Genomic DNA, 14,766 nt, shown 5'->3' with positions numbered 1-14,766 from the left:
AGTGGAACGAAGCCGAGGCTGCGGACGTCGCAGAAGCGGCTGAGCAGAAGGACGCGGAAGACGCGGAAGGCGTGGTGAGCAAGTGAACTCCCAGCGCTTGTTGCTGATCGGTGCGTGGTTGTGGGTGGGCATCCCGCTCGCCTACGGCCTGTACCGGCTCTTCCTGAACGCGGCCAAGCTCTTCGTCTGATGTTCAACGCGCTCGTCAACTGGCGCAACTGGCGCCTGCCGGTGAAGCTCGCCGCGGTGTTGATCGTTCCGGTCTTCATCGCGGTGGGCGCCGGCGTGCTGCAGATCCAGTCCCACATGGAACGCGCCGAGTCCTACGCGGCACTCCAGCGGCTGGTGAAGGTCCGCTCCGCCCTGATCCCCGTGATCGAAGGGGTGCAGGCGGAACGGAAGATCATCGCGGAGGGGTCGGGCCCGCAGGCGCTCCAGGACCAGGTGCGCCGCACCGACGGGTCCAGGACGGCGTTGCGCGGGCAGATCGAGAAGACTTCGCTGTCCGAGATCACGAAGGCCCGCCTGGACGACGTCGAGGCGCGGATCGGTGGCCTGTCCGCGTTGCGCGAGAAGGCCAGGGACGTGCCGGGGGCGATCAAGGACTACACCGCCCTCGCCGAGACGATGCTCGACGTGGACGAGGTGCTCGCCAGCGAGTTCGGCGACGCCGCCCTGTCCCGCACGGCGATGGGCCTGCACCACGCGCTGCACGTGCAGGAGCAGGTCCTCTACCAGCAGGCGGTCGTGCTGTCCGGGCTCACCCGCGGTCAGCTCCTCACCGCCGAGGTGCGGTCGCTCGTCGAGTCGAACGTCAAGCTCGGCTACATCGCCGGCCAGTTCGCCGCGCTGGCCACCCCCGAGCAGCTGAACTCGTACTGGTCGTTCTTCAAGGGCCCGGACATCGAGGCGCAGCGCAAGATGCTCGCCACCGCGGTGCTGCACCCGACGTCCGACGCGCCCAGCAACGGCAACACGGGCAACACGGGCAACACCGGCAACAACTCCGGCAGCAACACCGCGCGGCCCAAGCCGTTGCCGATCGCCGCCGCGGACTGGAGCAAGGCCACCAGTGCGGTCTCGGCGTCGCTGGACGGCGTCGTGCAGGGCCTGCAGAACGACCTGCGCGACACCGCGAACCGCCTGCGCGACGAGACCAGCGACCGAGCCGGTGCGGCGTCCGCGATCCTGTTCGCCAGCCTGATCCTGGCCGGCACCATCGGGTTCGTCGTCGGCCGTTACCTGCTGCGCTCGCTCAACGCGTTGCGCCGTTCCGCGCTGGAAGTGGCGTGGCACAAACTTCCCGAGATGGTCGCGACCGGACGCGGCAGCACCGAGATCGAGCCGGTGCCGGTCGACACGACCGAGGAGTTCGGCCAGGTGGCGCGCGCGTTCGACGAGGTGCACCAGCAGGCCGTCCGCTCGGTCATCGAGCAGGCCGGCATGCGCGCGAACATGCGCAACATCTTCGTGAACCTGTCGCGGCGCAGCCAGAGCCTCGTCGAACGCCAGCTCAAGCTGATGGAGGAGCTGGAGAAGTACGAGGAAGACCCGGACCAGCTCGCGAACCTCTTCAAGCTCGACCACCTGGCCACCCGCATGCGCCGCAACAACGAGAACCTGATGGTGCTCTCCGGTGGCGACGTGGCGCGGCGGTTCCACAAGCCGATCCCGCTCACCGACGTGCTGCGCGCGGCGGCCGCGGAGATCGAGCAGTACCAACGCGTGATGGTGCACACCGCGCCGAACGCCGAGGTGGTCGGTTATGTGGCAAGCGACCTCGTCCGCCTGCTCGCCGAACTTCTTGACAACGCAACGGCTTTCTCGCCACCGCACACCCAGGTCTCGATCAGCGCGTCGATCGAGGCAGGCGACATCGTGCAGATCGACGTGGTGGACCAGGGCATCGGCATCGACCCGGACGCACTGGCGGTCGTGAACCACCGCCTCGAGGCCGCCGGCGAGGGCGCGGACGTCCAGGTCTTCCGCGAAATGGGACTTTTCGTCGTAGGCAGGCTCGCCGCTCGCCACCAGATCGTGGTACGCCTCGATGCCCAACAGGGCAAGGGCACTCGCGCGATCGTGTTGGTTCCGGCCGAACTGGCCCCACGACGCGAAGAGTCCTGGGAGTCTTTCCGAGGGGAAGCGATCGATCAGCTGCCAGTGCGGCCACCGATGCCCGCGCCGGCGCAGCAGTCGGCGCAGGACTCGGCATCGTGGTTCGAATCACCGGCTGCCGTTCCGCCGCCTCCCCCCGCACCAGCACGCCAGTCGCCAGAATCGGCACAGGGCTTCCTCAACGCCTTCCAGCGCGGTGTGCAGCGAGGCCTTCCCGACCGGCAGGAGAGTCGATGAGCACGCAGGTGGACCAGTTCGGCTGGCTGGTCACCAACTTCACCGAGCGCACACCCGGCATCGAGCACGCGGTGGTGATCTCGGCCGACGGACTGGTGTTGGTCTCGTCCTCGAAGCTGCCAGGGCACGTCGCACAGCAGTTCGCGGCGATCGTGGCCGGCGTGGTCTCGCTCGCCGAGTCGGCGTCGCAGTGCTTCGCCGGTGAGGCGGTCGTCCGCACGGTCGTGCAGATGGACCGCGGCGTGATGCTGCTGTCGTCGATCAGCGACGGCTCGGTGCTCGCGGTGCTCGCGTCGAACTCGTGCGACGTCGCGCAGGTCGCCTACGAGATGACCGTGGTCGTGCGGCAGGTGGGCCAGCTGCTCACGCCGGAACTGCGGGCCGAGCTGGCATGAGCAGAGAAGGCGAGGAGCAGGTCAGCTTCGGCGACCTGGTCAGTGGGTTCAGCTTCGACAGCGAGCGGATCCGCAAGCGCGGCAGGAAGAAGGCCAAGCGCGTCGCGGACCCGATGCCAGAGCCGGACCCGTACGCGACCATGCCGTTCGACGTGCCGCCGCTGCCGTCCGTCGAGTCGTCGGCGTCGATCGTGCGCGCCTACGCGTGGACCGGCGGCCGCACCACGTCCGACGTGCACCTGGAGATCGAGACGCTGGTCTCGGTGAACGAGTTCTCGTCCACCGCGGTGCGTCCCGAACACCAGGACGTCCTGGCGCTGTGCTCGTCGCCGCGTTCGGTGGCCGAGATCGCGGCACTGCGCGGTCTGCCGTTGGGCGTCACGAAGGTGCTGCTCGGCGACATGGCCTCGCACGGCCTGATCGACGTGCACCGCACGGCGTCCTCGTACGGCGGCGACCGTCCCGACGGAGCGTTGCTGGAGCGGGTGCTGGCAGGCCTTCGCCGGCTCTGAGTGCGTCTCCCCGGACGCTGCTACGGTCGATCTCAAATCTGGGGAGGTTGACGTGGAGTTCCAGGACGTGGTCCGGCGTCGGCGCATGGTTCGCAAGTTCACCGACGAACCGGTGAGCGACGAGAGCATCCAGCGGATCATGCGCAACGCCCTGCGCGGTCCGTCTGCCGGGTTCTCGCAGGGGCAGGCGTTCCTCGTGCTGCGGGGAGAGTCACTCGAGCGGCTCAAGGAGAAGTTCGACTTCTGGGCCGGCGACGACGCGAAGACCGCGCAGGTCATCGTGATCCCGTTCTCGGTCAAGGACGTCTACCTCGACCGGTACGCGCAGCCGGACAAGGGGTGGACCGACCGCAGCGAGGCCAACTGGCCGGTGCCGTACTGGTACATCGACACCGGCATGGCCGCGCTGCTGATCCTGCAGACGGCCGTGGACGAGGGCCTCGGCGCGGTGCTGTTCGGGATGGCCGAGGACGACTGGCCGCAGCTGCGGGAGGAGTTCGGCATCCCGGAGACGCACGTGCCGATCGGCATGATCGCGATCGGGCACGCGGACGAGGCCGGGATCTCGGAGGGGGCGTCACCGCGGACGCGCAAGCGGCTGGCGGCCGACGAGGTCGTGCACTGGGACCGGTGGTAGTGAGGTCGTTCGGTCTGCTGGGACCGCTGGACGTGATGCTCGACGGGCGCCACGTCCACGTCCCGTCCGGCAAGCGACGCGTCGTGCTGGCCGCGTTGTTGTTGCGGCCCGGCCAGGTTGTTGGTGTCGACGAGCTCGTGGAGCTGGTCGGCGGGTCGCGCGGTGCCCTGCAGACGACGGTCGGCCGGCTGCGTGAGGACCTCGGCTCGCCGGACCTGGTGCAGACCCGGCCCGGCGGCTATCTGCTGGACGTGCGGCCCGACGAGGTGGACGTCCACCGGTTCGGAACCTTGGAGCCGCACCAAGCTCTGGCGTTGTGGCGCGGTCGTCCGTTCGCCGACATCGGCAGCGATGTGTTGGAACGCGACCACGTGCCGGCGTTGACCGAGAAGTACTTGGCGGTGCTGGAAGCGCGGATCGATAGCGATCTCCGCGCCGGTGAACACGCGCGCCTCGTCCCGGAACTGCGCTCACTCACCCGGCAACACCCTGTGCGAGAACGGATGTGGGCGCAGCTGATCTTGGCGCTGCACCGCTGCGACCGGCAGACCGAGGCGCTGCAGGCCTACGACGACATCCGGCTGCGACTCGCCGACGAGCTCGGCCTCGACCCCGGCAAAGATCTCCAGCGGGCCCACCAGCAGGTGCTCACGGCCGACAACCGGCCCAGGTCCCGCAACGACCTGCCCGGCGACATCCCGGACTTCGCGGGCCGGGCGCAGGACCTCGACGACATCCTCACCGCCGTGCCGTCCGGCTGCGTCGCGATCACCGCGATCGACGGCATGGCCGGCATCGGCAAGACCACCCTCGCGGTCAGGGCAGCGCACCGGCTGGCGGCGCGCTTCCCGGACGCGCAGCTGTTCGTGGACCTGCACTCCTACACCGAGGGCGTCGAACCCCGCACCCCGTCGGACGCCCTGCTGGCGTTGCTCACCGCGCTCGGCGTACCGGCCCACGAGATCCCGGACGGCCTCGACGCCCGCGCGGCCCGGTGGCGCGCGGAAATGGCCCACCGCAAGGCACTCGTGGTGCTCGACAACGCGGGCAGCGCGGCCCAGGTCCGCCCGTTGCTGCCCGGCACCGGCCTGGTTCTCGTGACGAGCAGGCGCCGGCTGGTTGATCTCGACGTGGCCCACAACGTGTCGCTGGACGTGCTGTCCGAAAAGGACTCGCTGAACCTGCTCACGAGCATCGTCGGCCCCAAGGCCGATCTCGAAGCCTCGCGCGAGATCGTGCGGCTCTGCGGCTACCTGCCGCTCGCGGTGCGGATCGTCGGTGCCCGCTGGCGCACCAGGCCTGCCTGGTCCGCGCAGGACCTGGTGCGCCGCCTCACCGAACAGCGGCTGACCGAGCTGACCGCGGGCGAACGCAGCGTGGCGGGCGCGTTCGCCTTGTCGTACCAGCAACTCACACCCGAGCAACAGCGCCTGTTCCGGCGGCTCGGCCTGCACACCGGCGAGGACTGGGACGCCTACCTGGCCGCGGCGGTGATCGGCTCGACCCGCGCGGAGGCCGAGCGGTTGCTGGACGACCTGCTCGACGTGCACCTGATGCAGCAGCAGGAGAACGGCCGCTACCGCTTCCACGACCTCCTCGCCGACCACGCGAAGGCGAGCGTCGAGCCGGAGGAGCGGGACGAGGCGATCGTCCGGATTCTCGACCACTACCTGCACAACGCGGCCGCCTCCGCGCTGCGGATCGCGCCCGGACGCCCGCAGGTCCACGCAGACGTCACGTACGAGCAGGTGGACCCGCCGGTGTTCGTCACCCCGGTCGCGGCGTTGGCGTGGCAGGAGGCGGAGCGGCGCAACCTCAGGGCCGCCGTCTACCTGGCCGCGTACGAGGGGCACTACCGGTACGCGTGGCAGTTGCCGCACCACTTCGCGCACTTCCTGCTGTTGCGCGGGTCCGGCCGGGAACGCGTCGAGGTGCAGAGCGTCGCGCTCGCGGCCGCGCATCATCTCGGCGATCTCCAGGCACGAGCGGAAGCGTTGCGCGGCTTGGGTTCGGCGTATCTCGGCCAGGAGGAGCACGCGAAGGCGGAGGAGCACCTGCACAAGGCGCTCGACCTGATGCGGCAGATCGGTGACCTGCGTGGCGAAGCGTCGGTGCTGGGGCTGCTCGGCATGATCGCCAGGGAACGCCACGAGTTCGACAAGGCGATGGACCACTACCAACGCGGTCTTGTGCTGATGCGGCAGGTGGGCGCTCCGACGGGGGAGGCGAACGCGCTGCAACACATAGGCGTCGTCCACGCCGAGTGCGGGGAGTCCGACGAGGCGCTCGCGCACCTGGAGAAAGCCCTCCCGCTGTTGAAGGCAAGCGGTGACATGCGGTCCTACGCGGGAGTCCTGCACGACATCGCCTACGTGCACTTCTGCTCGTTCCACGACGAAGAGAGCCGGTCCTGTGCGGAGCAGTCGCTGGCCGCTTATCGGGAGTCGGGTGATCGGCGTGGAGAGTCGATCGCCACGGTCGAGTTCGCCTACTGGCGATACGAGATGGGTGACTTCGCCGCTGCCCGCGAGATGGCGCGAGAGGTGCCCCGGCTGTGCCGCGCGTACATGAACCTGCCGGATGATGACGCGGTGCTGGCGGCGATGGCGGAGATCCGCGACCACGTCGGTCAGGTGGCGCTTTTCGTGGCCCTGTCGCTCGCCGCCCAGGTGGACGGTCGGCTGGTGGAGGCACTCGGTCACACGCAGCGGTGCCTGGCCGTTGTCAGGTCGACCAGCCGCTGGTGGAACGAGTACAAGGTGCTCGGGCAGCTCTCGACCCTGCACCTGGCGCTCGGCGACCGGGAGGCCGCCATCCGCTACGGCGAGGAGGCGGTCGCGGTCGCTGAGCGCGTCCGTCAGCCCAGAGCACTGGCCCTGGCCGAGCGGATCCTGGCTACAGCCACAGCGCCAGCAGAACCAGGGTCATAGCACCTGCCGCGACCAGCGCGAACGCCGTGTACTGGGCGAGTTTGTCCTTGGTCCTGCGCATCCCCGGCTCCCCTCGGTGGTGATGCCACCGAGGGTGTTGGAGTGCGTCCACACATCGCTCCCACCGCGATCACACAGGCGGGCTCAGGTCGCGAACGGAGGGATCACTGCTCTGGCCTCCTCGGTTCGGGGCGTGCGACGAGCTGCACGCCGACCAGTTCGACGAGCGGTTCACCGCCGGCGTCGATGATCGCGATGTCGCACTCGGCGTCGAGCGCGGACGTCCTGCGCCGGAGTACGAGACAGCGCACCGGGCCGTCGACCGGGCCGCGGGTCCTGATCAGGCACTCGCGGATCGACTGCGGCTGGGTGGCGGCACCGATGGCGTGCGATGCCCACAGCGTCGCGAGCTGCAGCCCGCCGTCGATCGCCGCCGGGTCGAGCTGCCACGGCCCGTCCGGCCAGGAGAGCTCGCGCAGGCCGACGACCACGCCGAGTGCGCCGGCCGGCGAAATTCCGGAGACCCGCCGGATCGCGCGGAACGACGGGCCGTGGAACAGCACGCGGCCGTCGTAGGGACTGCCCTGAACGGCGGGGCGCAGATCCCTCGGAACGGACCAGGCGCGGCGTTGCACCGGAAGCGGGAAACGGGCCGCGTTGGCGCGGTGGTGCGGCACGCCCTTCGCGGAGACGAGCAGCAGCGACAGCGTCTCGTCGACGACCTCGGTGCGGACCGCGCACTGGTCCCCACCGGCGTGGAACCCCGGCAGCGCGATCTTGCACAGTGCGGTGACTCCGCGCAGCACCAACAGGTTCGGGCACAGCGGCCAGGCGGTGGCCGCGGCGGCGAACCACTCGAGCACCATCGCCATCGGCACGACGGGCGTCCCCGCGATCGCGTGGTCGCGCAGGAACGGGTGCGTCGCTGCACCGAGTGCGATGTGCCTCACGGGCCCGAGGGTCGCGGCGGCGAATCCCGTCTCGCTACCGTCTCACTCCCATTGCCACGACGCCCGAAATTGGCCCTACGGTGACGCGGTGGACTTCGGGATGCTGGGGCCTATCCAGGCTCGTGACGGGGGTGTCCGGCTCGAACTGGGCGGCGTGCGCGGCCAGAAGGTGCTCGCCGCGTTGCTGCTCGCGCCGGGCCGGGTGGTGCCGCTGACGCACCTGGTCGACGTGGTGTGGGACGGCGAACCGCCCTCGACCGGCAAGCACCAGATCCAGAAGTCGGTCGGTGATCTCCGCGCCGCGCTGGGCGTGCCCGGCATGATCGTCACCGACGGGCCCGGCTACCGGATCGTGCTGGGCCCGGCGACGCTGGACGTGGTCACGTTCGAACGGCACGTGGCGACCGCGCAGACCGTGGAACCCGCTGAGGCAGTGAGGTTGCTGCGCACGGCGTTGTCGCTGTGGCGCGGGCCGGCACTCGCTGGGCTCAACAGCCAGGCGTTGCGGGTGGAGGCCGAACGGCTCGACGAACGCCGGATCGCCGTTGCACAGCAGTGCTTCGCGTTGCAGCTGGAGCTGGGCCAGCACGAGCAGGTGATCACCGAACTGTCCGCGCTCGTGGCCGCGAACCCGTTCCGCGAGCAGCTGGTCGAGCAGCTGATGATCGCGCTGTACCGGTCGAACCGGCAGGCGGACGCGCTGGAGCTGTACGACCGCACCCGGCGGCTGCTGGCCGACGAGCTGGGCGTGGATCCCGGCCGCAGCCTGCGCACCGCGCACCAGGCGATCCTCAACCAGGACAGCGAGTCCGGCCCGGTGTCGCCGAAGGCACCCGCGCAGCTGCCGGCCGACCTGGCGCGGTTCACCGGCCGCAAGTCCTGTTTGGACGAACTGGACGCGAGCCTGTCGGCGTCCACCGTCGTGATCACGTCGATCGCCGGGACCGCCGGCGTCGGCAAGACGGCTCTGGCCGTGCACTGGGCGCATCGGGTGCGCGACCGGTTCCCGGACGGCCAGCTGTACCTGAACCTGCGCGGCTACGACGACGCGCCCGCGACCACACCGGCCGAGGCGTTGACCCAGTTCCTGCGCGGTCTCGGCGTCGAGTCCGACCAGATCCCGCGCGAGGTCGACGAGCAGGCGAGCCTGTACCGCTCGATCCTGGCGAACCGGCGGGTGCTGATCCTGCTGGACAACGCGGCGAACGAGGACCAGGTCAGGCCGTTGCTGCCCGGCACGCCCGGTTGCGCGGTGGTCGTCACGAGCCGCAACGACCTGCGCGGGCTGACCGCGCTGGACGACGCCCGGCGGGTCGAGCTGGACCTGCTGACCGCGGACGAGGCGCACACGTTGATCAACCGCGTGCTGGGCTCCGCTCGCGCTGACGCGGAACCCGAAGCTGTGGCTGATCTTGCCGAGCTCTGCGGGTACCTGCCGCTCGCGATCCGGATCGCCGCCGCGAACCTCGCCTGCCGTCCGCACGACCGGATCGCCGACGCCGTCGCGGACCTGGCGCAGGGCAACCGGTTGGCGCAGCTGGCGATCAGCGGGGACCGGCGGGCCGCGGTGACGGCCGCGTTCGAGCTGTCGCTGAGGTCGTTGCCGGACGAGGCCGTTCGGTTGTTCCGGCGGCTGGGGTTGTTGCCGCGCACGGACTTCACCGCGCACACCGCGTCCGTGCTGATGGACGTGGACGACGTGCGGCCGCTCGTGTCGTTGCTGGAGGGCGCGAGCCTGATCGAGCCGCACACGCGCGGGCGGTTCCGGATGCACGACCTGCTGCACCTGTACGCGCGCGAGCTGGTGGCTTCCGACGAGGACGCCGAGAAGGCCGGCCTGCGGTTGCTCGACCACTACCTGCACACGACGGACGCGGCGCTGGACGTGCTGGCGCCGGAGATGTACCGGCTCGATCGCGACGGCACCACGAGCCTTTCGTTCGACAGCAAGGAAGCCGCACTGTCCTGGTTGGACGGTGAGGGTGACTCGGTGGCGACCTGTGCGCTGCGGGGCGAGCCGTTGCACTACCGCTGGGAGCTGGCAGACTCCTTGCGCCGCATGTGGTACCTGCGCCAGCAGTTCGACCGGTGGCACGAGACGTCGTCGGCCGGCCTGCTCGCGGCGGAGCAGTGCAACGACCTGCGCGGCCAGGCCTCGATGCACCTCTCCCTGGGCACGTTGCACTGCGAGCTGGACAGCAGGCAGGGGATCGGGCACCTGGAGACGGCTCTCGCGCTCCACGGGGAGTCCGGTGACCGCGTCGGGCGGTTCCACTGCCTGAACAACCTCTCCGTCATCCAGCTGACGCTCGGCCGCACCCAAGAGGCGGTCGGGTTGCTGCGCGAGGCGTTGCCGTTGGTGGACGACAACCTGCGGCTGTCCGCCGTGGTGCACCTCAACCTCGGCGTGGCGACCGCGCAGACCGGCCGGCTCAGCGAGTCGCTGGAGCACTACGAGCGGGCGCGGGAACTGTTGCAGGACGCCGGTGGCAGCGTCTCGGACACGCTGGTGGAGTTCGCCCTGGGGGAGCTGCACGCGTTGCTCGGCGATCCGGTGCGGGCTCGTGAGCACGCCGACCGCGGCGCGCGGCTGGCCGGGGAGTCCGGCTCGCACGCGTGGCGGTACGTGCTGCGGTCGGTCGAGGCGAAGATCGACCGCGACACCGGCCGGACGCACCGCGCGTTGGCCGGTGCGCTCGCCCTGGTCGAAGAGGCCGAGACGGGTGAGGCGGAGCTGTACGTGCTGCTGGGCCTGGTGATCGTGGGCAGCGCCTGCCACCGGCTGGGGCGGCTGGAGGAGTCGGTCGAGGCGTTGCGGCGCGGGCTGCGGCTGGCGGGCTCGCTCGGGCGGGTGGACAACGAGACCGAGTACCTGATCGAACTGGCCCGCGTGCTGCAGGCGGCCGGTGACGAGCAGTCCGCCGTGGAGCTGGCCGAACGGGCTTTGGCGCAGTCCACGACCCTCGGGTTCCGGCTGCAGCGCGGCCGGGCGTTGGCGACGCTCGCCTTGTTGAGCCTCAAGGCCGGCGATCCGGTGCGGGCGCACGAGTACGCGGCTGAGGCCGTGGAAGTCCAGCGGGCGACCGGTTTCGTGCTGGGCGAGGCCGAGTCTTTGCTGGTGCTGGCCCGTGCCGCCGACCGGCTGGACGATCCCGCCGCGGCCGAGCACCTGCACGGAATGCGAGCGATCGTCGCACGGGTCACCGGTGTCCACGGCGGTGAGCCCGCCGGCGTTCTGTGTGAAACTGATCTCGACTGACGGTTTTCCGCAGAAGGGGACGGTGTGCAGATCGGCCTGTTCCCGCGCCCGCACCAGCTGCCCGCGGCCGTCGCCGACTTCGTGGGACGCGAGGAGCTCGTTCAGTCCGTCGTGGACATGGTCACCCCGTTTCCGCAGGTGGTGCTGCTGACCGGGCCGGTGGGCACGGGCAAGACGACGCTCGCCGTGCACGCCGCGCACCGGGTGGCGAACGGGTCCTTCCCCGACGGTCAGCTGTTCGTACGGCTGCGCGGGACGACACCGCACGAGGTGCTCGGCCGGTTCCTCGCCGCGTTCGGCTTGTCCGTTCCGGGGGATTTCGGCGCACGTTTGAGCGCCTATCGAGACGCTGTTGTGCGGCAATCACTTCTGTTCATATTGGACGACGCGACGAGCCTGCAACAGGTGACGCCGCTGCTGCCGCACGCGCCGGGGTGCGCCGTGCTGGTCACGTCGCGGCACCGGTTGCGGTTGCCGCACGTCGTCGAGGTCGGTCCGCTGGAGCCCGCGCAGGCGATGACGTTGCTGGGCAAGCAGATCGGTTCCGCTCGACTGTCCGCTGAGGCCTCGTCCGCCGACGCGCTGGTGACCGTCGCGGACTGCTCGCCGTTGACGTTGCGGATCGCCGGTGCCCGGCTGGCCGCGCGCCCGCACTGGCCGATCTCCTTGCTGGTCGACCAGCTGTCCGATCCGGACGGTTGCCTGGACGCGTTGGCGCACGGCGGGCTGTCCGTTCGGGCGCGGTTGGAGGAAACCGCGGGAGACCTGAGCCTGCACGCGCGCCGGCTGCTGGGTCTGCTCGCTGCTCTGGGGGCTCGCCGGTTGCCTTCCTGGGCGCCGGTGGCGGCTTTCGGGGACGTGCGAGGTCAGTCCGCTGTGGACGAGCTGGTGTCGGCGCACCTCGTGTCCGTCGTCGATGACGGTTACGTGGTGCCGCCGTTGATCCGGGAGTTCGCGGCGCAGGGAGGCACGCCTGAAGCGCTGCAACGGGTGCTGAGCGGGTGGCTGTACCTGTTGGACTTTGCGCACGTCGCCTTGCACGGCGGCGACTTCTCGATTGTGCGCGGCACTTCGGTGCGCGAGATCGTGCGGCCCGATCCGCTGCTGCGGTCCGATCCACTGGCGTGGCTGGAGTCCTCTGCTGTGAGTCTGCGCGAGGCGGTGTCGCTCGCGGCCGAGGCCGGGCTGGACGAGCTGAGCTGGGAGCTCGCGCACCGGCTGGTGACGCAGTTCGAGACCCGCACGGACTACGACGGCTGGCAACGCACGCACGACATCGCACTGGAGGCCTGCGAGATAGCTGGAAACGTGCGCGGTGCGGCCGTGTTGCGGTGCTCGCTCGCGTCGTTGCACATCAGCCAGAGCCGCTACGACACCGCGCACGAGCTGACGGTGCCCGCCAAGGAGGTCTTCGAGGGCCTCGACGACCTCGCCGGGCTCGGGCTGGCCTACCGGAACCTCGGCATCGTGTCGCGGTCGTTCGGCGACCTGGTGGCGGCCCGGCGGTGGTACCAGCGGAGCCTCGCGGTGTACGAGCGGCTCGGCGACCCCGTCGGGCAGGCGTCCGTGCTGCAGAACCTCGCGCAGATCGACCTGTACGACGGTGACCCCGCCGGGGCGCTCGCGCGCACACCGACACCGCGGCACTGAGCCGCGCCGCGTTGTACCTCAGTCCGCCGCGCGCGACCGCCGTGGCGAGAGCTTCGTGCTGTATGCGTTGGGGTGCAACGACTTCAACGTCGTGGGCGCCGCACGGGCCCGTCTGGAACTCTCTCGTGTGCACCACGCGTGTGGCGAAACTCAACTCGCCGCCGAACTGGAAGCGGCCGCTCGTGCGGTTTACTCGGAATTCGGCTTGAAACCGACGCTGGTTGATTTGATCTTCCGCTTGTAGGGTTCTTGTGAGGTATTGCTCCAACCGAGTGCTTGGCTGGCTCGTAAGATTCCGTTAGGGTCGCATTCGCGAGCAATTGGCAGGGCATCTGGTGTTACCGAAAATCGCCCAAAAATTGATCAAAATTTAGCCACTTGTTCGATTGCAACCAAAACGCTGCTCCATCGGGGTGTCACCTTCCACTACGGCACCAGTGGGTCTTCACCCTCCGAGGCGGCGGTCACAGAGACGTGTGCGTGCAGTGGTGCGGGGTCGGCCAAAAGGGGCTTGCGAGTCGTGCGAATCGGACCAGTCTTGTCTAATGGCATCGCCGGGACCCGTCCGGCGGACAGTGGCCTCGACCAGGGGGTGGAACGCACCATGGGTGGTGTCCCGACGTTTCCCCACGGCAGACCGCTGACGTGGGCGGACCTGGAGGCGATGCCTGATGATGGGCACCGTTTCGAACTCGTCGACGGGGTGCTGGTCATGAGCCCCTCACCCCGCCCCGTCCACCAGCGCGTCGTCGCCCGGCTGCTGGTGGCGCTGACGGCTGTCTGCCCACCGGAGCTGGAAGTCCTCCCCGCTCCGGTCGACGTGGTGCTCGCCGACGACACGGTCTTCATCCCCGACCTGGTGGTGGGCCGGCGTGAGCAGTTCACCAAGCAGGCACTCATGGGGCCGCCCGTGCTGGCGGTCGAGGTCCTTTCGCCCCGGACGCGACACGTGGACCTGGAGCTGAAGCGGGCGAAGTTCCAGGAAGTCGGCTGCGAGAACTACTGGATGATCGACTACGACTCGCCGTGGCTGCGCTGCCTGCACCTGGAGAACGGGGTTTACGTGGAGCAGGCGCGGTCCGACGGCGAGGAGATCATCGAGCTGCAGTTCCCGTTCGCGGTGAAGCTGAGCGCCCAATCTCTGGTGCGCTGAGCAAAATCCAGAACGGCTCACCGCCCGGACTTCGAGCTGAATTCTGGCGGGCCCCCAGTACCCTTGGGCGGGTGAACAGCGACCCCGGCTGGGTTCCGCCAGATGTGGACACGACGGTGCCCTCACCGGCACGGGTGTACGACTACTGGCTCGGTGGCGGTCACAACTTCGCTCCTGACCGCGCACTGGGCGACCAGATCCTGCAGATCATGCCCGGTGTCCGCGACGCCGCGCGGCTGAACAGGTCGTTCCTGCGCAGGGCCGCGCTGCACATGGTCGAGCGGGGCGTCCGGCAGTTCCTCGACATCGGTTCCGGCATCCCGACGGTCGGCAACCTGCACGAGATCGTGCAGGCGGAGGCCCCGGACGCCCGCGTCGTCTACGTGGACAAGGACCAGGTGGCGGTCGCGCACAGCGAGCTGATCCTGGCCGGCAACGACAACACCGCGGTCGTGAAGGCCGATCTGCGCGACGTGGACACGGTCTTCGCCGGCGCCGCGACCCGCAGGCTCATCGACCTCGACCAGCCGGTCGGCCTGTTCATGTTGCTGGTGCTGCACTTCGTGCCGGACGAGTGGGACCCGGCGGCGATCGTCGGCCAGTACCGCGACCGGCTCTGCTCCGGCAGCTTCCTCGCGCTGTCGCACGCGTCGGCCGAGGCGAAGCCCGCCGGCATGGCCGAGGCGGTGCAGACCTACAACGCCAGGAGCTCGCAGAACCAGGCCTTCCCGCGTACGCACGACGAGGTGCTGGCGCTCTTCGGCGGGTTCGACCTGGTGGAGCCCGGTCTCGTCACCTGCCCGTCGTGGCGCCCGGACGGCGAAGGTGACTTCTCGGCGAACCCGGAGATCAACGAGGTTCCGCTCGCCGGCGTCGCCGTCAAACCCTGACAGCCGCTGTCGGAACTCGGTCAGCCGACGGTCAG

Annotated in this window: 12 protein-coding genes; 11 read left to right on the top strand and 1 reads right to left on the bottom strand. The window is 69.7% G+C overall.

The features are described 5' to 3' along the window. Nucleotides 1-82: 82 nt before the first annotated feature. The 6 genes from DI276_RS53620 to DI276_RS19725 are packed head-to-tail and all read left to right on the top strand — an operon-like array spanning nucleotide 83 to nucleotide 6,829. Nucleotides 83-190, top strand: coding sequence for an MFS transporter small subunit (locus DI276_RS53620; RefSeq protein WP_419503918.1), 108 nt, complete (start codon nucleotides 83-85; stop codon nucleotides 188-190). After that, nucleotides 190-2,355, top strand: coding sequence for a sensor histidine kinase (locus tag DI276_RS19745; RefSeq protein ID WP_112265463.1), 2,166 nt, complete (start codon nucleotides 190-192; stop codon nucleotides 2,353-2,355). Before DI276_RS53620 ends, DI276_RS19745 begins: the two co-directional genes overlap by 1 nt. Continuing rightward, complete coding sequence (locus DI276_RS19740) at nucleotides 2,352-2,750, top strand: roadblock/LC7 domain-containing protein (RefSeq protein ID WP_112265461.1); 399 nt, start codon at nucleotides 2,352-2,354, stop codon at nucleotides 2,748-2,750. Before DI276_RS19745 ends, DI276_RS19740 begins: the two co-directional genes overlap by 4 nt. Then, nucleotides 2,747-3,262, top strand: a complete 516-nt coding sequence (locus tag DI276_RS19735; RefSeq protein ID WP_112265459.1) for a DUF742 domain-containing protein — start codon at nucleotides 2,747-2,749, stop codon at nucleotides 3,260-3,262. The genes DI276_RS19740 and DI276_RS19735 overlap by 4 nt, the downstream gene beginning before the upstream one ends. Before the next feature lie 52 nt (nucleotides 3,263-3,314). Continuing rightward, nucleotides 3,315-3,899 (top strand): nitroreductase family protein, encoded by a 585-nt coding sequence (locus DI276_RS19730; RefSeq protein WP_112265457.1) that lies wholly within the window; start codon nucleotides 3,315-3,317, stop codon nucleotides 3,897-3,899. Continuing rightward, complete coding sequence (locus DI276_RS19725; RefSeq protein ID WP_112265455.1) at nucleotides 3,899-6,829, top strand: AfsR/SARP family transcriptional regulator; 2,931 nt, start codon at nucleotides 3,899-3,901, stop codon at nucleotides 6,827-6,829. The genes DI276_RS19730 and DI276_RS19725 overlap by 1 nt, the downstream gene beginning before the upstream one ends. Before the next feature lie 164 nt (nucleotides 6,830-6,993). Here DI276_RS19725 and DI276_RS19720 read toward each other — a convergent pair whose 3' ends face one another. Beyond that, on the bottom strand, nucleotides 6,994-7,779 hold the full coding sequence (locus DI276_RS19720) for a polyketide synthase dehydratase domain-containing protein (RefSeq protein ID WP_112265758.1): 786 nt from the start codon (nucleotides 7,777-7,779) through the stop codon (nucleotides 6,994-6,996). A gap of 88 nt (nucleotides 7,780-7,867) precedes the next feature. On the opposite strand from DI276_RS19720, the gene DI276_RS19715 reads away from it, so the two are divergent. From DI276_RS19715 to DI276_RS19700, 5 genes are all read left to right on the top strand, one after another. Further along, a complete protein-coding gene (locus DI276_RS19715) occupies nucleotides 7,868-11,038 on the top strand; it encodes an AfsR/SARP family transcriptional regulator (protein WP_157984810.1) in 3,171 nt (1,056 codons plus the stop codon). A 24-nt stretch (nucleotides 11,039-11,062) separates the two neighbouring features. Then, complete coding sequence (locus DI276_RS19710) at nucleotides 11,063-12,688, top strand: tetratricopeptide repeat protein (RefSeq protein ID WP_112265451.1); 1,626 nt, start codon at nucleotides 11,063-11,065, stop codon at nucleotides 12,686-12,688. A gap of 55 nt (nucleotides 12,689-12,743) precedes the next feature. Then, nucleotides 12,744-12,932 carry a hypothetical protein gene (locus DI276_RS50070; RefSeq protein ID WP_157984809.1) on the top strand — a complete coding sequence of 63 codons (189 nt, stop codon included), beginning with the start codon at nucleotides 12,744-12,746 and terminating at the stop codon, nucleotides 12,930-12,932. A gap of 360 nt (nucleotides 12,933-13,292) precedes the next feature. Then, nucleotides 13,293-13,841, top strand: a complete 549-nt coding sequence (locus DI276_RS19705; protein WP_045310305.1) for a Uma2 family endonuclease — start codon at nucleotides 13,293-13,295, stop codon at nucleotides 13,839-13,841. Nucleotides 13,842-13,912: 71 nt separating this feature from the next. Continuing rightward, a complete protein-coding gene (locus tag DI276_RS19700; protein ID WP_112265449.1) occupies nucleotides 13,913-14,731 on the top strand; it encodes an SAM-dependent methyltransferase in 819 nt (272 codons plus the stop codon). The last annotated feature ends 35 nt before the right edge of the window (nucleotides 14,732-14,766 follow it).

This window comes from Lentzea terrae (assembly GCF_003265345.1).
Classification (GTDB): Bacteria; Actinomycetota; Actinomycetes; order Mycobacteriales; family Pseudonocardiaceae; genus Lentzea; species Lentzea terrae.
This window is presented reverse-complemented; position numbering and strand designations above follow the sequence as displayed.